The sequence below is a fragment of the Pseudomonas sp. P106(2024) genome (assembly GCF_057480815.1).
In genome coordinates, this window is record NZ_JBLIYU010000007.1 from 286,638 (window position 1) to 309,743 (window position 23,106).

General features: G+C 66.3%; 16 protein-coding genes. 7 read left to right on the forward strand and 9 right to left on the reverse strand.

Annotation, left to right across the window (positions count from 1 at the left end):
* Positions 1-70: 70 nt before the first annotated feature.
* The 3 genes from AC25M7_RS14660 to AC25M7_RS14670 all read right to left on the reverse strand — a co-directional run bounded on the left by AC25M7_RS14660 (position 71) and on the right by AC25M7_RS14670 (position 3,743).
* Positions 71-559 carry a TIGR00645 family protein gene (locus AC25M7_RS14660; protein WP_023631146.1) on the reverse strand — a complete coding sequence of 163 codons (489 nt, stop codon included), beginning with the start codon at positions 557-559 and terminating at the stop codon, positions 71-73.
* 243 nt (positions 560-802) lie between these two features.
* A complete protein-coding gene (locus AC25M7_RS14665) occupies positions 803-1,141 on the reverse strand; it encodes a PA4575 family protein (RefSeq protein WP_023631147.1) in 339 nt (112 codons plus the stop codon).
* A gap of 163 nt (positions 1,142-1,304) precedes the next feature.
* Positions 1,305-3,743: a Lon protease family protein gene (locus AC25M7_RS14670; protein WP_028691182.1), complete on the reverse strand. Its 2,439-nt coding sequence runs from the start codon at positions 3,741-3,743 to the stop codon at positions 1,305-1,307.
* Between the two features lie 254 nt (positions 3,744-3,997).
* Here AC25M7_RS14670 and AC25M7_RS14675 point away from each other — a divergent pair, with 254 nt between their 5' ends.
* The 4 genes from AC25M7_RS14675 (at position 3,998) to AC25M7_RS14690 (ending at position 7,454) form a co-directional block, all read left to right on the forward strand.
* The gene (locus tag AC25M7_RS14675) at positions 3,998-4,486 is read left to right on the forward strand and encodes a DUF3015 domain-containing protein (RefSeq protein ID WP_028691183.1); all 489 of its coding nucleotides are present in this window, start codon (positions 3,998-4,000) and stop codon (positions 4,484-4,486) included.
* A gap of 78 nt (positions 4,487-4,564) precedes the next feature.
* On the forward strand, positions 4,565-6,418 hold the full coding sequence (locus AC25M7_RS14680; RefSeq protein WP_186597615.1) for an Lnb N-terminal periplasmic domain-containing protein: 1,854 nt from the start codon (positions 4,565-4,567) through the stop codon (positions 6,416-6,418).
* A gap of 112 nt (positions 6,419-6,530) precedes the next feature.
* The gene (locus AC25M7_RS14685) at positions 6,531-6,887 is read left to right on the forward strand and encodes a hypothetical protein (RefSeq protein ID WP_028691185.1); all 357 of its coding nucleotides are present in this window, start codon (positions 6,531-6,533) and stop codon (positions 6,885-6,887) included.
* Between the two features lie 69 nt (positions 6,888-6,956).
* Complete coding sequence (locus tag AC25M7_RS14690; protein ID WP_028691186.1) at positions 6,957-7,454, forward strand: GreA/GreB family elongation factor; 498 nt, start codon at positions 6,957-6,959, stop codon at positions 7,452-7,454.
* A 40-nt stretch (positions 7,455-7,494) separates the two neighbouring features.
* Here AC25M7_RS14690 and pbpC read toward each other — a convergent pair whose 3' ends face one another.
* Positions 7,495-9,843 carry a peptidoglycan glycosyltransferase PbpC gene (pbpC, locus tag AC25M7_RS14695; RefSeq protein WP_486971178.1) on the reverse strand — a complete coding sequence of 783 codons (2,349 nt, stop codon included), beginning with the start codon at positions 9,841-9,843 and terminating at the stop codon, positions 7,495-7,497.
* Positions 9,844-9,911: 68 nt separating this feature from the next.
* On the opposite strand from pbpC, the gene AC25M7_RS14700 reads away from it, so the two are divergent.
* On the forward strand, positions 9,912-10,205 hold the full coding sequence (locus AC25M7_RS14700; protein ID WP_486971179.1) for a hypothetical protein: 294 nt from the start codon (positions 9,912-9,914) through the stop codon (positions 10,203-10,205).
* Between the two features lie 111 nt (positions 10,206-10,316).
* On the opposite strand, the gene AC25M7_RS14705 is transcribed toward AC25M7_RS14700, so the two are convergent.
* Positions 10,317-15,221, reverse strand: coding sequence for an alpha-2-macroglobulin family protein (locus tag AC25M7_RS14705; protein WP_486971180.1), 4,905 nt, complete (start codon positions 15,219-15,221; stop codon positions 10,317-10,319).
* Positions 15,222-15,403: 182 nt separating this feature from the next.
* Here AC25M7_RS14705 and AC25M7_RS14710 point away from each other — a divergent pair, with 182 nt between their 5' ends.
* The gene (locus AC25M7_RS14710; protein ID WP_486971181.1) at positions 15,404-16,741 is read left to right on the forward strand and encodes an MATE family efflux transporter; all 1,338 of its coding nucleotides are present in this window, start codon (positions 15,404-15,406) and stop codon (positions 16,739-16,741) included.
* A 128-nt stretch (positions 16,742-16,869) separates the two neighbouring features.
* Here the strand turns inward: AC25M7_RS14710 and speA are convergent, their stop codons facing one another.
* From speA to AC25M7_RS14730, 4 genes are all read right to left on the reverse strand, one after another.
* Positions 16,870-18,783 (reverse strand): arginine decarboxylase, encoded by a 1,914-nt coding sequence (gene speA, locus AC25M7_RS14715; protein WP_028691191.1) that lies wholly within the window; start codon positions 18,781-18,783, stop codon positions 16,870-16,872.
* 153 nt (positions 18,784-18,936) lie between these two features.
* Positions 18,937-19,308 (reverse strand): translation initiation factor Sui1, encoded by a 372-nt coding sequence (locus AC25M7_RS14720; RefSeq protein WP_062572770.1) that lies wholly within the window; start codon positions 19,306-19,308, stop codon positions 18,937-18,939.
* A gap of 241 nt (positions 19,309-19,549) precedes the next feature.
* Positions 19,550-20,086 carry an NUDIX hydrolase gene (locus tag AC25M7_RS14725; RefSeq protein WP_028691193.1) on the reverse strand — a complete coding sequence of 179 codons (537 nt, stop codon included), beginning with the start codon at positions 20,084-20,086 and terminating at the stop codon, positions 19,550-19,552.
* Position 20,087: 1 nt separating this feature from the next.
* The gene (locus AC25M7_RS14730; RefSeq protein ID WP_028691194.1) at positions 20,088-21,155 is read right to left on the reverse strand and encodes a DUF2333 family protein; all 1,068 of its coding nucleotides are present in this window, start codon (positions 21,153-21,155) and stop codon (positions 20,088-20,090) included.
* A gap of 249 nt (positions 21,156-21,404) precedes the next feature.
* Here AC25M7_RS14730 and AC25M7_RS14735 point away from each other — a divergent pair, with 249 nt between their 5' ends.
* Positions 21,405-23,021 carry a diguanylate cyclase gene (locus AC25M7_RS14735; protein ID WP_028691195.1) on the forward strand — a complete coding sequence of 539 codons (1,617 nt, stop codon included), beginning with the start codon at positions 21,405-21,407 and terminating at the stop codon, positions 23,019-23,021.
* The last annotated feature ends 85 nt before the right edge of the window (positions 23,022-23,106 follow it).

Sequence of the window (23,106 nt, forward strand, 5' to 3'; positions counted from 1 at the left end):
CAAGCCCGCTCACACGCAACCTTAAGGCCTGCGTGGGAGCGGGCTTGCCCCGCGATAGCGCCCAAACGAATCAGTGTTTGGTAATGCGATCCAGGTAACCCATGACGAATGCCGAGATGACGAAGGTCATGTGGATGATCACGTACCACATCAGGTAGTCGGTGGAGATGTTCTGGGCATCCATGAACACCCGCAGCAAGTGAATCGAGGAGATGGCGACGATGGACGCGGCGACCTTCATCTTCAGCGACGAGGAATCCATCTTGCCCAGCCAGTTGAGCTTTTCCTTGCTCTCGTCGATATCCAGTTGCGAGACGAAGTTCTCGTAGCCGGAGATCATCACCATCACCAGCAGGCCGCCGACCAGCGACATGTCGATCAGCGACAGGATCACCAGGATCAGGTCGGCCTCGGCGAGGGTGAAGACGTTGGGCAGGACATGGATGATTTCCTGGAAGAACTTCAGGGCCAGTGCCAGCAGGCCCAGCGAGAGGCCGAAGTAGATTGGGGCGAGCAGCCAGCGCGAGGCATACATCGCGTTTTCGAGGATACGTTCCATGGACAGTAGGGGGACTCGTGAAGTGACTGGAAAAGCGATCGCGAGTATAGCCAGCCACCTGTGACAGCAAAAGCCTGCGGCTGGTTGCCGCAGTGCATCGTGCGAGCAGACTTTGTGGAGGCGACTTCGTGGGAGCGGGCTTGCCCCGCGATGGCGCCAGCCGCCCTGTCACAATGGCCAGGCCGGGCTTTTATCGCGGGGCAAGCCCGCTCCCACGGGAACCTGGTTCCACAGGAAAAACGCTCAGGTTTCCGGATGGAACTGATAGTCCCCAAGATTGCGGCACCGCTCACCGTTGATTCTGCGCAACTGCGCCTGCAGGTGCAGGCACCAGATCTGCGGGTCTTCCGCGACCTGATAGCCATGAAGGGTGAGGCTGTCGACGATGGCGTTCATCACCGACTCGGCCACCATCGGCCCGTGGAACGGGCCCTGGGCCTTGATCGCCGAGGGTTGTTCACCGGCCATGCCGGCGGCGAACAGCAAGGTCCACATGCCGTTGTCCCCGGCCAGCGGACGGATGCTGCATTCGATGCGGGTCACCAGGCCCAGGCACTGGCGGGTGAGGCTGAGGTTGCGCATGGCGGCGTCCCCTCTGTAAAGCCCTGTTCAGCCTGAAACCCTCAGGCTGTTTCCATCCTGAACCCTGACAACGTCCTTAAGTTCCACTTTAGCCGACCTGAGTAAAAAGTTGGAAAACCGGCGCTGAACGGTAGCACATGGCCGCCAGCGCCGGTTTCTTGACTCAGGCAGGCTTGGCCTGGGCGATGACCTCCTCCATACGCTCCTTCTCGGCCTCCTTGATCTCTTCCTCGCTGATCATCTCGGCGATCACCCGCAGGCGCTCGACTACCCGGGCGTTGACGCTGCCCTCGGCAAACTCGCCCTTGTCGTCGACCGCGCCGGCTTCCTCGCCGACCAGCAGGCTCAGCGCCTCGTCGGCCTGGCTGACGGCGTAGACATGGAAGCGCCCGGCCTCGACCGCCTGCACTACCCGCTCGTCGAGCATCAACGTGGCGACGTTGGCCCGCGGGATGATCACGCCCTGCTCGCCGGTCAGGCCACGGGCCTCGCAGAGGCGGAAGAAGCCTTCGATCTTCTCGTTGACCCCGCCGACCGCCTGCACCTCGCCGAACTGGTTGATCGAGCCGGTGATGGCGAAGCACTGCTTGAGCGGGGTGCGCGACAGCGCCGAGATCAACGTGCAGGCCTCGCCCAGCGAGGCGCTGTCGCCGTCGACGTAGCCGTAGGACTGCTCCAGGGCGATGCTCGCCGAAATCGCCAGGGGAAACTCCTGGGCATAGCGGCTGCCCAGGTAGCCGGTGAGGATCATCACCCCCTTGGAGTGGATCGGCTGCCCGAGGTTGACCTCGCGCTCGATGTCGACGATGCCGCTGCCGCCCGGATAGACCGTGGCGGAAATCCGCGCGGGCATGCCGAACGCCGAATCACCGACCTCGAGCACGGTCAGGCCGTTGCACTTGCCGATAGCCGCGCCTTCGGTATCGATCAGGATGATCCCGGCGAGCATGTCGTCGAGCACCCGCTGCGAGACCCGCCCGGTGCGCTGGGCCTTGGCCTTGAGCGCCCGCTCGATATGGCCGGCGTCGGTCATGGCCTCGTTGGCCAGCTGGCGGATGAAGTCCGCCTCGCTGACCAGCTGGAACAGGTCGCCGATCCGCGCCGACAGCCGCGACTGGTTCTCGGCCAGGCGCGCACTGTAGGTGGCCAGGCGCGCCACCGCGTCGCTGGTCAGCGGCGCCATGCCCTCTTCGTTGGTGCGGGTGCGCAACAGCTGGGCAAACTGCTCCAGGTTCTCGTCGACCATCGGCATGTCTTCGTCGAAGTCCACCAGCACCCGGAACATCTCCTGGAAGTCCGGGTCGTGGTCCTGCAGCGCGTAGTACAGCTGGCGCGAGCCGATGATCACCAGCTTGACGCTGAGCGGGATAACCTGCGGCGTCAGGCTGACGGTGGCGACGCGGCCCAGTTCGCCCAGCGGCGACTCCATCTTCAGCTTGCGCGATTGCAGCGCGCGCTTGAGGGCGTCCCAGACGAACGGCTCGCCGAGCATCTTCTCCGCTTCCAGGATCAGGAAACCGCCGTTGGCGCGGTGCAGCGCGCCCGCGCGCAGCTGGCGATAGGAGGTGTACAGCGCGCCCTGGTCGGTGCTGTATTCGATGCGGCCGAACAGGTTGTCGTAGGTCGGATGCGGCTCGAACACCACCGGCGCCCCGCCCTTGCCGGGATGGCCAACCACCAGGTTGGGCGCGTACTGCTCTTCGAGCATCTTGCGCGCCACGGCGTCGGTCTTGCTGTCGTCGACCAGCTGTTCGACCACGGTGCGCAGCAGGTTCAACTGCATCGATTGCAAGTAGGCGCACACCGCGGCGTTTTCCGCGTATTTCTCCGACAGCGGCGCCAGCAGCGGCTGCAGGGCGAGGGTGATGGTCTCTTCATTGAGCTGGCGCAACTGGTTGCTCGACTCGCGCTTCCACTGCGGCAGGCTGGACAGTTCCTCGTTCAGGCGGTCCTCGAGCGCGGCGATGTCTTCATGGAAGCGCTCGCGCACCTCCTCCGGCAGTTGGGCAAACTCGGCCTCGTCCAGCGCCTTGCCGTCGGCCATGGGGGTGAAGGCGACGTTGCTGCTGTCGCGGTACAGCGCCACGTCCTTTTCCAGCGAAGCCCGCTCGATCACGTCCAGCGCCCGGTCGTAGCGCTGGTTGAAGGCGCGGTCGATGGCGCTCTTCTTCTGCTGGTACGACGGGTGTTCGAACACTGCCGGGAAGGTAGCCAGCAGGTTGTCGATCAGCCCGTTCATGTCGTTGATGAACTCATGGGCGCTGCCGGACGGCAGCTCGAGGGCGCGCGGCTCGCGGGAGTCCTCGAAGTTGTTGACGTACAGCCAGTCGGCCGGGGTGTGCTGGCGCTTGCCTTCGGCCTTGAGGTAACGCTTGACGAACGAGAAGCGGCCCGTGCCGGGCTCGCCCATCACATACACGTTGTAACCGGGGCGCGGCATGGCCACGCCGAACTGCAGGGCCTCGACGGCACGCTCCTGGCCCAGGACGCCACGAAACGGCTCCAGGTCGTCGGTGTTGGAGAAAGCGAACTGTTCAGCGGAGAAACGCCGGGTCAGGGCTTCGGGCGCGAGACGCAGGCGCGAGGCGACAGGATCGGGCATTGGGTTTCCTTACTTCGGCGGGGCGGATGAAAGGCATTCTGGCGCTGCCAGCGCGCAGCGGCAAGGCTCCGTGGGACTTTATGTCACAGCCCAACATGACCGATCACGCAAGCAATTTTTCGCAATAAACAACGCAACCTTTGGATCGTGCCTAAACTCCAAGCTGCGCAGGGGGATGGAAATCCTCCCGCCCTGGCAACCGCGTTGCCAGAACCCTGACCATTGGTATGTCACTTGAGAAAGAGAACAACGCTATGAAACGGATTCTTCTGGGTACTCTGTTCGCCGCTGTCTCGATCAACGCCATGGCCGAAGCGCCGGGCGGCCCGAACTGCGGCTGGGGCAACTTGCTGTTCGAGGGCCAGCGCGGCACACCGGCCCACTTCCTGGCCTCCACCACCAACGGCACGTCCGGCAACGCAACCTTCGGCATGACCTCGGGCACCAACGGCTGCTCGACCAAGGCCGCGCTCACCTATGGCGGCAAATCCTGGTTTGCCATGAACGGCATGATGAACGAGCTCTCCGAAGACATGGCCCAGGGCCAGGGCGAAGCCCTGACCACCTACGCCGTGGTCCTCGGTGTGGCCCCTGAAGACCGCGCGCGCTTCGCCGCCGTCACCCACGAGCACTTCCAGCAGATCTTCAGCAGCGCCGACGTGACTGCCGAAACTGTCCACTCCAACACCCTGGCCGTGCTCAAGAGCGACCCACAACTGGCCAAGTACGCCACCGAGGCTTAAGTACCACGCCTCCCGCCCCGGCAGCGGGGCGGGCTTGGCGCTTCACCTTCCGGCATCATCAGGATGTAGTTGCCCGACATGTTCAAACGCCTCGCTCCCCTGGCGCTGCTCGTCAGCGCACCGATTCATGCCGCGCCACAGCTCGACCCGGCCCGCGTCCAGCAGTTGGCGGCCACGCCCTACTGGATCGCCCTCGGGCACTACGAAACCGCCAAGCTCGGCGGCTGGCGCAGCTATGTGGACGACAAACGCTTTTTCCTCGCCGAGGATGGCGCCCACCATCCCGACCAGGAGCTGCAGGCCACCGTCGCCGCCCTGTACGCCCCAGCCAGCCTGGGCGACAAGCATGCCCAATGCGTGTTCCCCGCGCGTACCCGCTGGCTGCGCGAACAGCTGAACCTCAGTGACCTGCCGAGCCCGGACTGCCAGGAGTTCAAGACCTGGTACACATCCATCGACCCGCACAGCGCGACGCTGATCTTCCCGGCGGCCTATCTCAATAGCCCGTCGTCGATGTTCGGCCACACGCTGCTGCGTATCGACCAGTCCAACACCCGTCGCGACGACACCACGCTGCTGAGCTACGCGATCAACTTCGGCGCCTATATCGAAGGCAGCGACAACAGCATCCTCTACGCCTGGAAAGGCCTGATGGGCGGTTATCCCGGGCTGTTCGCGATGATGCCCTACCAGGAGAAGCTGTCCGAGTACCGCAGCCTGGAAAACCGCGACCTTTGGGAATACCAGTTGGACCTGACGCCCGAGGAGACCGGACGCATGGTCGAGCACGTGTGGGAGCTCAAGCAGATCAAGTTCGACTACTTCTTCTTCGACGAGAACTGCTCCTACCGCCTGCTGGAACTGCTGCAGGTGGCGCGCCCGAGCCTGGACCTGACCTCGCAGTTCCCGCTGACCGCCATTCCCACCGACACGGTCAAGGCGGTCAAGCAATCGGGGTTGGTCTCCGATGTGCGCTACCGCCCCTCCCGCGAGCGCGAACTGCTGGCCCGCGCCGAGCCGCTGGACCATGAGGAAAAACAGCAGGTGCTGGCCATCAGCGCCGATACCGCTCAGTTGCAGAGCCCCGACTTCACCGCCCTGCCCCGCGAACGCCAGGCGCTGGTGCAGGATGCCGCCTATCGCCTGGAGCGCTACCGGGCCAACGGCCAGGAACGCGACCCGGCCCAGGCCGCGCGCAGTTTCGAGCTGCTCAGGGCGATCAACCGCAACCCGCCGCCACCGCTTGCGATCGAGCGCCCAGGCCTGCCCGAGGACGGCCATCAGTCGCGCACCTGGCAACTGGGCGTCGGGGCCCGCGAGGACCGCGCTTACGCCGAGTACGGCCTGCGCATGGCTTATCACGACCTCAACGACAACCTGTATGGCTTCCCGCTGGGCGCGCAGATCGAGATCCTCCAGCTCAAGCTGCGCCAGTACGAGGGCAACGACTGGCAGGTGCAGCGCCTGGACCTGGCCACCATCCGCTCGCTGACCCCGCGCAATGAGTTGCTCAAGCCCTGGTCGTGGCAGGTTGCCGGGGGCCTGGAGCGGGTGCCGGGCAAGCACGACGACGAGGTGCTGGTCAGCCACGTCAACGGCGGCGCCGGCGGCACCTGGCAGTTGAGCGACGACCTGCTTGGCTTCGCCCTGGGCACGGTGCGGGTCGAGCACCACAACGACTTCGCCGAGTTCATCTCGCCGGCAGCCGGGTTCAATGGCGGGCTGCTGTGGCGCAATCCGCTGGGCAACCTGACGCTGGAAGCCAAGGGTGATTACTTCACCAATGGCGAGGTACGCCGCAGCGTGAGCCTGAACCAGCAGTGGGAGATCAGCCGGGACCTTGGGCTGCGGTTGAGCGCCTCCCGGCAGTTCAGCCATCTGGCCACGGCGCAGAACGAGGTGATGCTGGAGCTGAAGTGGTACCAATACTGATCAACGTGGCCTTCCTCGTGGGAGCGCGTCGCGATCCTTCGACAGCGTTTTGACATCGCGCCGACAATTCACCACCTAGACTTTCCACCATTACGCTAAAGGTCTTGTGGATATGTCGCGGTATTGGTTGGGCGTGTGTGTCGTATTGCTGCTGGCCGGTTGTGAAACCACCCACGAACAGATGGTCAACCAGGGCTATCCCCCCGCCTACGCCGACGGCTTCCAGGACGGCTGCAGCAGCGGTCGCCAAGCCGCCGGGCTGATGGCCGGCGACTTTCGCAAGGATGTCCCGCGCTACCTGCACAACCGCCAGTACGAAAGCGGCTGGGACGATGGCTTTCGCCAGTGCCACGCGATGCAGTCCAACGAAGACCTGCGCGAGTACCGCGAGCGCTACTGGGACGAGCGCGACCGCGACTGGCAGCAGGAAAAGGACCAGGGCGCCGCCCGCGCCTATCGCCGCAAATGACGTCGCAATCGGACAATCATTGAAACCCGCGACCTGCCACCATGGTCTCCAGCACAAAGGAGGCCGCCCATGAGCCGAGCATTCGTCAACGAAGACCAGGCCGCCGCCCAGGCCAGCCAGCCGGTGGAGCGACGGGTCAGCGACCAGCCCAACTACGTCACTGCCACCGGCCTCGCCCAGTTGCAGCAGCGGCTGGCCATGCTCACTGCGCTGCGCAGCGAACTGCAGGCCCAGGGCGAGCGCGCCGACCGGCAGCGGCTGGCCGATACCGAGCGCGACCTGCGCTACTTCAGCGCCCGCGTGCAGAGTGCGCAGGTGGTACCGACCGCCACGTCCACCGAAAAAGTTCAGATCGGCAGCCGAGTGCGGTTCGTCGATGAGGACAACCAGGAGCATCAGGTGCAACTGGTGGGCGAGGACCAGGCCGACGCGGTACACGGGCTGGTCAACTGGGGCTCGCCGCTGGGACGGGCGCTGCTGGGCGCCGGACCTGGGGATGAGGTGCTGTGGCGCAGGCCGGCGGGGGATCAGATGATCGAGGTGGTGGCCATTCTGGGGGAGGTCTGAAACCCTCGATTGGCGTTGCGGCCCTTTCGCCCCAGCAGGATTATTCGCTGACCTGAAACGCCACCCGCGCCGTCTCGCCACTTTCATCCAACGCACTCAACTCGATGCTGCCCGCCTGTTCGAAACGCACCGGCAAGCTGTCCTGCCCCTGGGTTTCGCCCAGCGGCTGACCATTAAGGAACCACCAGCGCCGCCCCGCGCCGCCCAGGGCCGACACCCGCAGTTGCAACGGCTCGTGACTGGTGGCCGGGCGGCGCAGGTTGTCGCCGGCGCGCACGCCGACGATCGACAGCGGCGGCGCGCTGACCACCTGCTGTGGCGGGCAGGCCGGGTCCACCGCGGGCAACCGCGCGGCGCGGCGCTCGGCCCTTGGCAGCCAGGGTTCCAGCGGGGCCGGCCACAAGGCGACGTCGTGGGCCTTGGCCCCGGGGCAAGCGGCATCGACGCGCAGTCCCTGGTCGTTGAGCCATACAGTCTCGCGCAATCCCAGACCCAGGGGCTGGTCGGCCGCCAGCAAGGTCGGCGGGGTGGTGCCGTCCAGGGTCCAGGCAAAGCGCTGGCGGCGGCAGTTGGTGTCCTGGCGGTTCATCGGCTGGCCCAGGGGCCAACAGATGGCCGCCACGCCTACCGAGGCGGGCACAGGCTCGACCGGCACCTCGATGCCGCGCTGGCTGTCGCGATTGCTCAGCAGGTCGTGCACCTGCAGCATCAGCGGCGCCGCCGAGGCCAGGCCGAACTGGCCCGGCACCGGGGTGCCATCGGGGCGGCCGATCCATACGCCGATCAAGTAGCGCGGACCGACCCCCACCGACCAGGCATCGCGAAAGCCGTAGCTGGTGCCAGTCTTCCAGGCCAGTTGCGGACGCTGCACCAGTTCGGCATGAGGGTCGCGGTCCGGCCGGGCCAGGCCGCTGAGGATACGCCGGGTGATCCAGGCCGAGCCCGGCGACAACAAGCGGCGCTCCACCAGCGGGTCCTGGGGCTGCAGGCGAATCTTCGCGCTGTTGCCGCCACGGCCGAGCGCGGCGTAGCCACCGACCAGATCCTCCAGCCGGCTGCCCGCGCCACCCAGAATCAACGACAGGTTCGGCTCGGCCAGCGGTGGCAGCACCAGCGGCATGCCGCCCATGCGCATCTGCGCGGCGAAACGTTTCGGCCCGTAGGCCTCGAGCAGTTGCACCGCCGGCAGGTTGAGCGACAGCGCCAGCGCCGAGCTGGCCGACACCGGGCCGCTGAAGCCCATGGAGAAGTTGCCGGGGCGGTAGTCGCCATAGCGCCGGGGCACATCCTGCAGCAACGATTCGGAATGGATCAGGCCGTCGTCCATGGCCATGGCATAGAGGAATGGCTTGAGGGTCGAGCCGGGCGAGCGCAGGGCGTGGATCATGTCCACATGGCCGAAGCGACGCTCGTCGCTCAGGTCGATGGAACCGAGATAGGCGCGCACCGCCATGCTCTGGGTTTCCACCACCAGCAGCGCCGCCGAGGTGCGCTCGGGCAGGCGCGCGCGCCAGCCCATCAGCAGGTCTTCGAGGCGTCGTTGCAGGGCGGCGTCGATAGTGGTGCGAATCAGCGGCGGGCTGTCCGGCGTGTTCAGCCGCCGGGCCAGCAAGGGCGCCAGTGCCGGTTCCTGGCGCGGCGCCAGCAGCAGCGGCTCTTCGCGGGCCTCATCGATGCGTTGGGCCGGCCACACCTGGTACTCGGCCAGGCGTTGTAGCACCTTGTCCCGGGCGCGCTGGGCACGCTCGGGATGACGGTCCGGACGCAGGCGGCTCGGCGCCTGGGGCAGCACGGCGAGCAGCGCGGCCTCGGCCGGGGTCAGGTGTTTCGGCGACTTGCCCAGGTAGGCCCAGCTGGCCGCGGCCACGCCCTGCAAGGTACCGCCGAACGGCGCCCGATTGAGATAGAGCTGCAGGATCTCGGCCTTGGACAGGTGCCACTCCAGCTGCGCCGTGCGCCACAACTGGCGCAGCTTGCCGGCCAGGGTGCGGTCGTGCGGATCGAGCAGGCGCGCCACCTGCATCGACAGGGTGCTGCCGCCGGACACCACCCGCCCGCCGCGCAGGTTGAGCCAGGCCGCCCGGGCCAGGGCCATGGGGTTGACCCCAGAGTGGTGATAGAACCAGCGGTCCTCGTAGGCGAGCAAGGCTTCAAGGTACAGCGGCGAGACTTCGTCCGGGCTGACCGGGTAGCGCCACACGCCGTCAGCATCGGCGAAGCGCCACAGCGGCGTGCCGTCCTCGGCCAGCACCACCCGCGCCAGGTCGTCGCCCGGCATGGGCAACGGCCAGATGCGGTCGGCCAGCCACAGCAGGACCATGACCGCCAGCACGGAGGCGGCGACACGCCGCAGCAGCTTGAGCAGACCTGGGCGCGCTAAGCTTGGCATCGGGAACCGACCGGGCCAGGTGATGGCCAAAGGCTGGGAATCGCCGATTCGTTGATCAGGAAGCGACTATGCATGTAGAAGGTTTTTTCGAGTGGCTGGGCCAGGTACTGGGTTCGGTGATCCGTTTCATCGTCGACGGCCTGAGCGGGTTGTTCAACCTGCTGGCCAACGCCGGCGGCAATTTCATCGATGGCCTGGCGCGCACGCTGGGCATGGACACCTCGCTGGTCAGCATCCTGGCGCTGATCGTCGGCCTGATGCTGCTGTACTCGGCGATACGCGCGTTCATGCGGGCGTCGATCATCCTCGGGATCATCTGGGCATTGCTGGGGTTTTGGGTGTTGAGTTGGGTCGTTCACTGAACCTCGTGGGAGCGGGCTTGCCCCGCGATGGCGTCCGTACGGTCGGCATTGCTGCCTGACCTGACGCTATCGCGGGGCAAGCCCGCTCCCACGAGTCGCTTCCTGCGTTGCCTAGCGGGCGCGTACCACCATTTCACCCTGGCTGTCGCCGATCGCCTGCAGGTTCGGCCGGTACATCGACTCCACCTGCGGCGGCGGGATGCGGTAGCTGCCCGGGGTCACGGCACGTGCCAGGTACAGCAGGTGGGTGGTGCCGTAGCTGTCGAGCTTGAGCGCAGCCACGTAGCGGTCGTCACGGTACTCCTGGTGCACCACGCTGGCATTCTGCATCGACTCGCGCCACTGCTTCACCGCGCTGCTGGCGTTGTCCAGGCTGGCGGCGCTCTGCGCCAGGTTCTGGTTCTCCAGCTCCAGGCCCGCCGGCAGCAGGTCGACCACCAGGGCATCCGGCACCTGATCCTGCGCCTTGAGCGCCAGGTGCACCAGCACCAGGTCACCGCTGCGCAGGTTGCGTACATCCAGCGCCTGGCCGTTCATGCCCAGGTACTCGCGGCGGATCTCCATGCCGTTGCCGCTGGCGGCAGGGGCCTGGCGCGGGTAGCCGGACAGGGTCAGCTGCTGGTACAGGGTGTCGCCGCCCTGGTTCTGCACGGTCAGCGGCGAGGCCAGCAGCGGGCCTTCGAGTTTCATGCCCGAGTCGTTGTTGTCGAACTCGCGCACTTCACCGGCGCTGTCCAGGCGAGCTTTCCAGTTGCCTTCCGGCTTGCCCAGCAGGCCACGGCCGGCGAGGAACAGCGCGTTGCGCTCCTGGGTGGACAGCCAGCGGTTGGCGGCCAGCTCGTCGGACAGGCCGAACAGACGCTGGTCGACCTGGTTGCCGGCGAGGTTGTTCTCCTGCAGCAGGGCGAGGATCAGCGCCTGGTCACGCAGGGCACTGCCGTAGTCGGCCATCCAGCCTTTGCTGCGAGTCACGGCCAGGCCTGCCTGCAATGCCTGCTGCGAACGCTGCTTGTCGCCCATCTTGTCCAGCGCCACCGCCAGCTGCACCAGCGGCAGGCCGGAGCGGGCGTCGGCGCGGCGTTCAAACAGGCTGCGCAGGGCGCCCAGCGGCGCCTGTTGGCTACGCGCCAGCACCAGGCCAGCGTAGGCCTGCACGGCGAACCGGGTGTGGTCGGCGTTCTGGCTGTAGTCGACTTCGATCAGGTTGCGCTCCTGCACATACCGCAGCAGGCGCTCGCTGGCCTTCTTCAACACCTCGGCGGGTACGCCGTAGCCTTGCTCACGGGCGCGCAGCAGGAAGTCGGTGACGTAGGCGGTCAGCCAGTACTCCTCCTCGCTGTCCGAGCTCCACAGGCCGAAGCTGCCGTTGTAGCGCTGCATGCCCAGCAGGTGCTCGATGCCCATCTCGATCTTGCGCTTGCGCACATCGGCCGGCTCGCCCTTGATACCCAGGCGCTTGAGGCTGTCGGCATCGGCGTACAGCGACGGGTACAAGCCACTGGTGGTCTGCTCCAGGCAGCCATAAGGGTAGGCTTCCAGGGCGCGGATCTGTTCGGCCAGGTTCAGGGGCGGGCGGCTCGACAGTGCAAGGCTGGCCTCGAGGCCCGCCGGTTCGAACTCGGCCAGGTCGCTCTCCGGCAGGCTCCAGGGCTGCTCCTTGAGGGCCACGCGGTAGTGCTTGAGCATCGCCGGGTAGGCCGGGCGCACACCGAGGGTCCACTCGCGCTCGAAGGTGTTGGCCGGCTCGCCCGGCAGCTGCAGGCCATTGACCTGCACCCGCACCTTGCCCTGCCCCAGGCCGCCCTGGGCCTGCACTGGAATCATCAGGGTGGTGCGCTGGCCTTCGGCCAGGGTGAAATTCTGCTGGGCACCACCGACCAGGCTCAGCTGGCCTTCGGCGATCAGTTGCACGCTCAGTTGCTGGTCGCGGCCGGACAGGTTGGCCAGGTCCAGCGCCAGCCGGGTGCGGTCACCACCGGCGAGGAAACGCGGCGCGGACAGCTCGGCGATCAGCGGCGCGGCGACCACGGTCTTGCCTTCGGCCATGCCGAAGTGTTCCTCGGTCCAGGCCTGGGCCATCAAGCGCAGTTCACCGTTGAAGTCGGGGATATCGACGGTGGCCTGGCCTTCGCCTTTCTCGTCGAGGGTCACTGGCAAGCTTTGCTGGGCAACGATGGTCACTGTGGTGTTCGGCCGCTTGCCGCCCTTGGCCATGGCGGCGTCACCACCGAAGGCGAGACTGGCCAGGCGGCCCTGGCCGGCCTCGATCAGCTGGCCGTAGATGTCCAGCTGGTCGGCGCCATAGGCCTTGCGGCCGAACAGGCTGGCGAACGGGTCGGGGGTCTTGAAGTCGGTGATATTGAGGATGCCCACGTCCACCGCGGACAGCAGCACATGCACCTGCTTCGGCACGCTGCCGTCGGCGTTGACCGCCTTGAACTTCACGGTCAGCGGTTGCTTGGGTCGCATTTTCTCCGGCGCCTGCAGCGACACGGCCAGCTTGCGCTCGGCGCGGTCCAGCGGCAGGTGCAGCACACCCACGGCGCGTTTCGGCGTGGCATTGGCCTTGCGCTCGCCCGGGCGGATCACCAGGGCGCTGATGTACAGGTCGTGGCGCGCCCACTTCTTGTCCAGCTCGACGTCGAAGGTCTTGCCCTCGGCGGGCACGTCGATTTCCTGCCACCACAGCGGGCCGTCGGCGGACTCGATCATCAGGTAGCCGCTGCCGGCGGCCGGCGGGGTGACGGTGACCTTGGCGGTACCGCCGTCCTTGTAGGCCGGCTTGTCCAGGGCGATCTTGACCTGGTCGGGGCGCACCGCGCCGCCTTCGGCGTTGTCCTGGGCACGGTAGCCGGCCCAGAAGCGCGCGCTGGAGACCAGGCCGGTCTGCGGATCTTCCACCTCGACGCGGTACGGGCCCCACTCCACCTGGAAATTCAGCTTGGCGGTGGAGCCGGCCTTCACGCTGACGGTCTCCTCGGCCTGGGTGAGGAATTTCTCGTTGTAGTTGTAGCTCCAGCCGTCGCTCTGCGAGTAGTTCCAGTAGTAGTCGCGGCGCTCGCGGATCAGGCGCACCTTCAGGTTGTCGGTGGCCAGCTTCTTGCCTTCGCGGTCGGCCACCAGGAACTCGAATTCCACCGGGCCGTCACCGTCGGTCTCTTCGCCGTCGAACAGGCCGCGCAGGCCCGGCAGGCGGTCGGCGGGCCAGATCGGCTGCTCCAGGCGCCGGGTGATCGGCCGGCCGCCGGACTCCTGCAGGCTGGCCTGCACAGTCAGTTGCAGTGGCGAGCGGGCTTCGGCCCAGCGGCTTTCGATATCGATGCGGGCCTTGCCGTTCTGGTCGAGGGTGACTTCGTCCAGCTCCAGGTCCTGGTTCAGGTCGGTCTCGGTGACCGCGCCGAACTGGTAGCCCGGCAGCGCCTTCACCGCTTCGCGCAGCGGGCGCACGTAAGCCTGGCCGCTGAGGCGGTTGCCGGCGGCCGGCGCACCGTAAAGGTAACGGCCATTGATCTGGATGGTGGCAGTCTCATCCGGCGCCAGCGGCGTGCTGCTGCCCTTGAGCTCCAGCGCCAGGCGCTCGGGGAGAAAGTCCTCGACGAGGAATTCGTAGACCTGCTTGCGACCACCGCCCAGGTCCAGCAGCAATTGCCAGCGGCCGGTCGGGGCCTCGGTGGCCAGTTGCAACTGGTACTGGAACAGGCCGTTCTTGTCGGCCTCCCAGACGAACTTGCGGCTGACCTGTTCGTCCGGACGGCGCACTTCCACATTCACCGGCTGGGCCTTCACCGGCTTGCCGTCCTGGTCACGCAGCAGGCCGTTGAGCAGCACAGTCTCGCCCGGGCGGTAGAGGTCGCGCGGACCGAAGATGAAGAACTGCAGCGGGTTGGCCTGGGGGCCGGTGATGTCGAACTCGGCCAGGTCCAGGGCCGCGGTGTTCAGGCGCAGGAGAGTGGTGTGCACGCCCTGGGTGGCGATCAGAGTGTCGGCCTTGGCGGTGATCGGCAGCTGGGCATGGCCGTCGCCATCGGTCTTGGCCTGGGCCAGCAGCTTGCCCTTGTCGTCGTGCAGTTCGAGGGTGACGTCCTTGAGCGCCTTGCCACCTTCCAGTGCCTGGGCGAACACGTCCAGGCGGTCGCGGTAGCGGTGCGCGGAGACGCCGATGTCGCTCAGGGTGAACAGGGTCGCCGGCTGCGAATAGTCATAGGTGCCCGAGGCGCGCATCACCGCCAGGTACACGCCCGGCTCCTGCAGCGGCTTGATTCCGGCGATCGGCAGCAGCACGGTCTCGCGGGTGTTGCGCGCGGGGTTGAGGTCGAAGCGGCCGCTGTAGACCAGCTCGGCCATCTCCAGGGTTTCCTTGGACTGGTAGTAGTAGAGGCTGGAATTGCGGCCCCAGTTGACCAGGAAGCTGGAAAGCATGTCCGGCTTGATGCGGAAAAACTCGACATCGACCTTGTCGACGTTCAGGGCGATCACCGGCAGGCCTTCGGCCAGGCGCGTAGGCAGCAGCGAACCACGGCTGGCGAAGCCCACGGTTGGCTGCATGTCGCGGGTCTCGAAACGGCTGACCGATTCGGCTTCAAGCTGGTTGCCGTTGACCGAGAGCAGGCCCTTGTCGATGGTCAGGACCATCTTGCGCTGCGGCTCCAGGTGGCGCAGGCGCAGTTCCATCTGGTTGTCGGAGAGTTCCCAGGCACCGTCGACCTTGCCCTTTACGGTGTCGACCAGGTGCAGCTTGGCGGCAAAGTCCTGGTTGGCGTCCAACGGCGCGGAGACGCTGACCGACAGGGTGCTGGCACCGTCGAGCTGGACTTCCGAGACGTCCAGCACAGTCAGCTCGCGGCCAGCGTAGCGCTTGGCGAGCAGCGCCGGGTCTTCGCGCTTGGCCGCCTTGGTTTCGGCGGGCGCAACGGCGGTGGCAGCATCGGCGGGGGCCGATGGCTTGTCCGGCGTGGAAGAATCACAGGCACTGAGCAGGGCCAGCGCGCAGGCCAGCAACAATCCTTTGTTAAGCATTTGAGAGGGGACTCTTCGGCAGCATGTACGTGAGGGAGGCAACTATAGCGCAACGCCGCAGGGCTTACCTGGCGATGCGCGGCAAGTGAGACCCTGTTCGCGCCGATTGGTTGCCTGGTCGGTACAATGGCGTATTTGATCTTGCAAGGGGGCGCGAAGCGGCCCTGCAACGAAGGATTCGCATGTCTTCACTGTCCACCGCCTGGCGCGACCGCCCCACCCACCACAAGGTCTGGGCCCTGGCCGCGCCGATGATCCTGTCCAACATCTCGGTGCCGCTGGTGGCGCTGGTCGACAGCACGGTGATCGGCCACCTGCCCCACGCCCACCAGCTGGGCGCGGTGGCCGTGGGCGCCACGCTGTTCACCTTCATGGTCGGCCTGATGGGCTTCCTGCGCATGGGCTCCACCGGCTTCGCCGCCCAGGCCGCCGGCCGCGCCGACGGCGCCGCGCTGCGTCAAGTGCTGGTGCAGGGGCTGCTGCTGGCACTGGCCTTCGCCCTGCTGATCGGCCTGCTCGCCCTGCCCTTCAGCCAGTTGGCGCTGCACGCGATGCAGCCCAGCGAGGCGCTGCATGCCTCCACCGAGGCATTCTTCCATACGCGCCTGCTCGGCCTGCCGGCGGCGCTGGCCAGCTACGCCGTGGTTGGCTGGTTCCTCGGCACGCAGAACGCCCGGGCGCCGCTGGCGATCCTGCTGACCACCAACCTGCTGAACATCGCCCTGAACCTGTGGTTCGTGCTCGGCCTGGACTGGGGCGTGGTCGGCTCGGCACGGGCCTCGGTGATCGCCGAGTGGTGCGCCGCCCTGCTCGGCCTGGCCCTCACCCGCCCGGCGCTGCGCGCCTACCCCGGGCATATCGCCTGGGCCGCGCTGAAGCGCTGGCAGGCCTGGCGGCCCTTGCTGGCGGTGAACCGCGATATCTTCCTGCGCAGCCTGGCGCTACAGCTGGTTTTCCTGCTGTTGACCGTGCAGGGTGCACGGCTGGGTGAAGCGACGGTGGCGGCCAATGCCTTGCTGCTCAACGGGCTGATGCTCACCGCCTACGCCCTCGATGGCCTGGCCCATGCGGTCGAGGCGCTGTGTGGGCACGCCATCGGCGCCCGTGATCGCGATGCCCTGAAGCGGGCGCTTGCGGTGGCCTGCGGGTGGTCGTTGATCGTCAGCCTGGGGTTTGCGGTGCTGTTCCTGCTGGGCGGCCATCTGTTCATCGACCTGCAGACCGATATCGCCAGTGTGCGCGAGGCGGCGTATCCGTACTTGCCTTATCTGGCGGTGCTGCCGTTGGTGGCGGTGTGGAGTTATCTGCTGGATGGGCTGTTCATCGGCGCCACCCGGGCGCGAGAGATGCGCAATGCGATGCTGGTGTCGGTGGTGATCGCGTTGCCTGTGGCGGTTGTCATGCGTGGGTTCGGCAACCATGGGTTGTGGTTGGCCTTCTTGCTGTTCATGGCGCTGAGGGCGGTGACGCTGGGGTGGGTGGGGTGGCGGTTACAGCAACGGGATCGTTGGGTTCGGTGAAGCAGGGGGCGCTTTGCGCCCCTTTCGCGACACAAGGCCGCTCCCACAGGTACCGGGATTCCATAAGGAATTGCAATACCTGTGGGAGCGGCCTTGTGTCGCGAAAGGCCCGCAACGCGGGCCCCAGCTTACGAAGACAAGTACGAAGACCGGGTCAACCCAAGCCGCAACGCATCAAGGAACTGCGTGCGCTCGCGCGCGGTGATCCGTGCGCTGGCCACCTTGTCGCGGTAGTGGGTCATCAACTCCTCCGGCGACAGGTGCACGTAGCGCAGCATGTCCTCGATGGTGTCGTGGGTCTCGATGCCGGCGTGGTACACGCTACCGTCGGCGTTCTGGTAGATGTTCACCGAGTCGGTGTCACCAAACAGGTTGTGCATGTCGCCGAGGATTTCCTGGTACGCGCCCACCAGGAACACGCCCAGCAGGTAGTCCTCGCCTTCCTTGACCGCGTGCACCGGCATGCTGGTCTCGATGCTCTGCTCGTCGACGTACTGGTTGATCTTGCCGTCGGAGTCGCAGGTCAAATCCTGCAGCACGGCGCGGCGCAGCGGCTCTTCGTCCAGACGGTGCAGCGGGATGATCGGCAGCACCTGGCCGATGGCCCAGGTGTCCGGCAGGCTCTGGAACACCGAGAAGTTGCAGATGTACTTGTCGGCCAGCTTGTCGTTCAGCTCGTCCAGCACCTGGCGGTGCGAGCGCTGGCGGGCCTTGAGCGAGTTGTGCAGGCGGCGGCACACGGCGAAGTAGCACTGCTCGGCCAGGGCTTTTTCAGCCAGGGTCAGCTTGCCGTCGGCGTACTGCGCGGCCACGTCGCCCATGTAGTGGGTGGCACGCCAGTAGGTCTCGGTGACCATCTCGATGTCGGTGGGGCCGAGCAGGTCGGCCAGCCACTGCACGGTCTCGGGCAGCGACTCCTTGTTCTCGATGGTCGGCATCTCGTCGTTGTGGCTCTCGACGTCGGTCACCTGGATCACCAGCATGGCGTGGTGCGCGGTCAGCGAGCGGCCGCTCTCGGAGAAGATGTGCGGGTGCGGCAGGCCCTGCGCGTCGCAGAACTCCTTGAGCATCCCGACCACCACGCCGGCGTAATCGTCCATGTCGTAGTTGATCGAGCTGGCGTTGCGCGAGTGGGTGCCGTCGTAGTCCACGCCCAGGCCGCCGCCAACGTCGATGTGATCGACCGGCAGGCCCAGGGCGCGCAGCTCGCCGTAGTAGCGGATGGCTTCCTTGAAGCCGTGCTGGTAGTCGGCCAGATTGGCGATCTGCGACCCCATGTGGAAGTGCAGCAGGCGGATGCCCTGGTCGAGCCCTGCGTCACGGAAGCGCTGCACCACCGAAATCAGCTGGGCGGCGGACAGGCCGAACTTGGACTTCTCGCCCCCGGTGTCGGCCCACTTGCTCGAGGCCAGCGACGACAGGCGCACGCGCAGGCCGACCTGCGGCTTGACCTTCAGCTCCGCGGCTTCCTCGATCACCAGGGCGACCTCGGATTCCTTCTCGATGACGATGAACACGTTGTGGCCGAGCTTCTGGCCCATCAGCGCCAGGCGGATGAACTCGCGGTCCTTGTAGCCGTTGCAGACGATGGTGCCGCCCTTCGGCGCCAGCGCCAGCACCGCCAGCAGCTCGGGCTTGGAGCCGGCTTCCAGGCCGATGGAGACGTTCTGGGTGGCGATGATGTTCTCGACCACCGCTTCCTGCTGGTTGACCTTGATCGGGTACAGCGCGGTGTACTGGCTCTGGTACTCCAGGCGCGCGATGTTGGCGTCGAAGGCGCCGGTCAGCTGGCGCACGCGGTCCTGCAGGATGTCGGGGAAACGCACCAGCAGCGGCAGCGACAGACCGCTCTGGCGCAGCTCCTGAACCTGCTCGAACAGGTCGATCGGCGCGCTGTCCGGGCCGTTGGGGCGCACTTCGACGCGCCCGGCTTCATTGATGGCGAAATAACCAGCGCCCCAATGGCGGATGCCATAAACACTGCGGCTGTCGGCCACGGTCCACTGGCTACCATCGTCTTTGCGTGTGCGTCGTACGGACATTCAAGTCCCCTGTATGAAAAGTCGATAACACGGCCCCGCTAAGGGCGCAGGCAGTGTAGATACTGAAAATGACGATTCTTCCGTGTCCAGGCATAGACCCTGGCCACCGGAACGAGTTTAGAAAGCACTGGGCAAAAAATCGCGCGGCGGCACTTAGCCGCCGGATTTCTTCGCCTTGAAGCCCTGCTTGATCAGCTCGGCGAGCAACAGCTCGACGTGGTCGCCCTGGATTTCGATGACGCCGTCCTTGAGCGCGCCACCGGTGCCACAGCGACGCTTGAGCGTGCTGGCAAGTTCCTTGAGCGGCTCCAGCGCCAGCGGCACACCGGTGATGGTGGTCACGGTCTTGCCGCCACGGCCTTTGCTTTCACGGCGCACACGGGCAATGCCGTCGCCTTCGGGGATGACCTGCTGCTTGCAGACACAAGCGTCCACCGGCTGGCCACAGTCGGGACAGTGCCGACCGGCATCGGTGGAATATACGAGACCGCCAAGGGCGGCGAGGGAAGAAGCTTTCTTGGCCACTTTTGTTCCTCGGTGCTGAGGACAAAAACTGGTCGGCGGGAGCCGACCGCGAAGCCCCACTCTGGCAGGGGCGGCGCTACTGCCGCAAGGTCATGCGACAGCCCGAAAAGGGCGCGCAGTGTAACGATAAATCTGGCTGTTGCTAAGTACAGGATTGCGCCATTTTACGAAAGTTTTGCGACCTTCCGGCCACTGGGGCCCTTTCGCGACTCCGGGCGCTCCCCAGGGGCAGCGCAGTCCATCAGATCAGGCCAGCCTGGTACCGCTGCAACGCCACCAGCGAGTCCGGGCAATACGGTCGCTGCGCGCTTTCGGCCTGGGCCTGCTCGACGCTGATGAACCGTGCCTCGATGACCTCCTCGGGCTGCAAGCGCAGCGCCCCGTCCCACACCGCCGAATACACCGCGCACCACAGGCGGTTGCCCGGCTGCTCGAAGTAGAACGTCTCGTGAAAACGCAACTCGACGCCGCTCACCCCCAGCTCCTCGGCCAGCTCCCGGGCCGCCGAGTCGGCGTAGGACTCCTGCCCCCCCACCATGCCGCCGGCCGCCACATCCCAGTACCCGGGATACAACGCCTTGCTCAGTGTGCGCCGGTGCACACACAGCTCGCCGGCACCGTTGAACAGCAGGATGAACGTGCAGCGCCCGATCAGGCCGCGCTCGCGCAGCTCGGCCCGTGGCAGGGCGCCGAGCAGTTGGTCATGCTCGTCGACCCACGCCACCAGTTCGGCGTCGGAGGCCGCGCGGTGCGCGACCTCGGCAGGATTGACCGGCATATCAGCCCTGGGACAGCAGTTGGCGCAGGTCGATGACCGCGGCGTTGGCCCGGGAGATGTAGTTGGCCATCACCAGCGAGTGGTTGGCCCACATGCCAAAGCCGCTGCCGTTGAGCACCATCGGGCTCCACAGCGCTTCCTGCGAGGCTTCCAGCTCGCGGATGATCTGCCGCACGCTGACCGTGGCGTTCTTCTTCGCCAGCACGTCGGCGAAGTCGACCTCGATGGCGCGCAGCAGGTGCGACAGCGCCCAGGCCTGGCCGCGGGCTTCGTAGAACACGTTGTCGATCTGCAGCCACGGGGTCTCGACCACTTCTTCGTCGACCTGCGGCGCCTGGCCAGGGACCACGGCCTCGGTCTTCAGGGTGTTGTTCAGCTTGACCCGGCCGACGCTGGCCGACAGGCGCTGGGACAGCGAGCCCAGACGGGTGGCCACGTCGCCCAGCCAGTTGTTCAGGTTGTCGGCGCGGGTGTAGAAGATCGCGCCCTGGTCACCCTTGGCCAGACGGGTCTGGTAACGGTTCAGCGACTTGATGCCCTCTTCGAACTCCGACTCGCTCGACGGCAGGATCCAGCTCTTGTTGTCGAAGTTGAAACGCGGCTCGGCCTTGGCCAGGTCGGCGTCCTCGGTCGACTGCGACTGGGAGCGGGCGAAGTCCTTGCGCAGAGCACGGGACAGGTCGCGCACCTGGACCAGCACGCCGTACTCCCAGCTCGGCATGTTGTCCATCCACAGCCCTGGCGGGAAGCGGTCGTTGGAAATATAGCCGCCCGGCTTGTCGAGCAAAGTGCCGGCGACGGTCTTGAGAGTCTCGACGGTGGTGTAGCCGATGACCATCTGCTGGCCGTTGCGCTCGGCGGCGGCCTGGGCGTTCTGCTGCACCGGGAACAGCTCGGGCTCCTGGCTCCAGTACCAGCCCAGGCCGATGCACACCAGCAGGTAGAGGCCGATCAGGGTCCCCAGGGCACGGCTCCAGAGGCCGCCAAGGTAGCTACGGGTGGCAGCGCCGCGGGTTTCGACCCGCTCACGGGGCTCGGCCTTGGCCTCGCGGTTTTTCCAATCCAGCATGGCATTGTCCTTAATCAGTCACGAACGGTTCAGGGCTTGGACCACAGGCCTCGGCCAGGGTGCCACGACAAGCCCGCATGCCAGCACTATAAAGCAGACGCCGCCATTCGTATAAGCGACCATCGGGTCGGCAACTGAATGACGGTCCTTGAGCACTTTGTTGACCCCAGGCACTCGCTTGTCGGAAAAGGGGTGCTAGCATAGAGCCATCATTGAACCTGCGCCCTCCCACTCATAAGTAGTCAGGACATGACCCAGCCAGCCGAGCCGAGCCACGAACGCCTCAAGCAGCATTTTGCCCAGCGGGTGATCCACCAGGCCCGGCAGATCCTCGAGATCTGGCAGCGCCTGCAGCGTGGCGAGTGGTCCAGCGGCGACCTGGGCGAGCTGTGCGAGGCCAACCTGCGTCTGCAGCGCTACGCCGAACGCTTCGAGCAGCCCGAGCACGGCAGCCTGTCGACGGCCATCGGCCAGACCCTGCGCGCCATCGAGGCCAACAGCGCGCGGCTCAACTCCGAACTGATCAGCGAACTCAACCGCCTGATGCAGCGCCTGTCGCGCACCGGCCTGCGCAAGGGCGACCAGCTCGACAACGTGCCCCTGCCGCCACTGCGCAAGCCGGTGTACATCGTCCTGCAGGACCATGAACGCGCCGAGCGCCTGGCCCAGCAGCTGGAGTTTTTCGGCCTGAGCGTGCAGGCGCTGTGCAGCGCCGAGGCGTTCCAGGCGTCGATGAGCGAGCGCCTGCCCTCGGCCATCGTCATGGATGTGGACTTCACTGGCGCCGGCGTCGGCCTGCAGCTGGCGGCCCAAGCCCAGCAGGGGCTGGAGCAGCCGGTGCCGCTGCTGTTCTTCTGCTTGCACGAGACCGACACCCCGACCCGCCTGGCCGCCGTGCGCGCCGGCGGCCAGGAGTTCCTCACCGGCACCCTGGACGCCTCCAGCCTGCTGGAGAAGCTCGAGCTGTTGACCAGCGCCACTCAGTACGACCCGTTCCGCGTGCTGGTGATCGACGACTCCCGCGCCCAGGCCCTGCATACCGAGCGCCTGCTCAACAGCGCCGGGATCATCACCCGCACCCTGACCGAGCCGATCCGCACCATGAGCGAGCTGGCCGACTTCCAGCCCGACCTGATCATCCTCGATATGTACATGCCCGAGTGCACCGGCCCTGAGCTGGCCAAGGTGATCCGCCACAATGACCGCTACGTCAGCGTGCCGATCATCTACCTGTCGGCCGAGGACGACCTGGACAAGCAGCTCGACGCCATGAGCGAAGGCGGCGACGACTTCCTCACCAAGCCGATCCGCTCGCGGCACCTGGTGACCACCGTGCGCAACCGTGCCGCCCGTGCTCGCCACCTCAAGGCGCGGATGGTCCGCGACAGCCTCACCGGGCTGTACAACCACACCCATATCCTGCAGCTGCTCGAGGACTGCAGCTTCCGCGCCCGCCGCGAAGCGCAGCCGCTGAGTTTCGCCATGCTCGATATCGACCACTTCAAGAAAATCAACGACCGCCACGGCCACCCCATGGGCGACCGGGTGATCAAGAGCCTGGCGCTGTTCCTCAAGCAGCGCCTGCGCAAGACCGACTTCATCGGCCGCTACGGCGGCGAGGAGTTCGCCATCGTCATGCCCAATACCGGACTGGACGCGGCGCACAAGGTGCTCGACGAAATCCGTCGACGTTTTGCCGAGATCCATTACCCGGCCCAGCCCCACGACCTGCAGTGCACCTTCAGCGCCGGGGTGGTGCAGCTGGACGAGCAGCTCGACGCGCTGACCATGGCCAGCGCCGCGGACGAAGCGCTCTACCGCGCCAAGCATGCCGGACGCAACTGCGTGGTGCGGGTCGAGCCTTAGCCCCCTGTGGGAGCCGGCTTGCCGGACAGAGGCCGGCGCAGGAAAACCACAGCAGAAGCCAATACCGGCACTGTGCCACTTTTTT